Here is a 316-nt window from a genome sequence, read left to right as displayed (position 1 = left end):
CCACGGCGACATACACGATGGCCGAGGCGGTCAAGGCGGGGGACGCCAAAAAAAACCCGCAGTACTCCACGCGGCCGGCCGAGATGCTGCTGGCGAGGGCGACGACCCGGCTGGCGCGGATGGTTTTCGCTGACGTGATCCACGGGATGGCGTCGGTGGAGGAGCTGGAGGACCTCGACGAGGAGCCTGTGGCGGTGCCCGTGGTGCGGGTCGAGCAGCAGCAGGAGCAGGAGCCGGTTCGGGCCACGATCGGCCGCAGGTCCGGGAAGGTGGCTGACGCGCCGCCGCCGCCGCCCGCCCCTGCGCCTGCTGGGCC

1 protein-coding gene is annotated in these 316 nt (G+C 72.2%); it reads left to right on the top strand.

The window, feature by feature from the left end:
- Positions 1–17: 17 nt before the first annotated feature.
- Positions 18–316: hypothetical protein (locus ACS2QP_RS27550; protein ID WP_438883031.1), on the top strand; the 299-nt coding region annotated here is incomplete at its 3' end.

Origin of the sequence: Bacillus cereus group sp. Bce019, from assembly GCF_051781745.1 — a bacterium.
GTDB classification, from domain to species: domain Bacteria; phylum Bacillota; class Bacilli; order Bacillales; family Bacillaceae_G; genus Bacillus_A; species Bacillus_A cereus.
The sequence above is the reverse complement of the archived record's forward strand: the minus strand, read 5'-3'. Positions and strand labels throughout refer to the sequence as shown.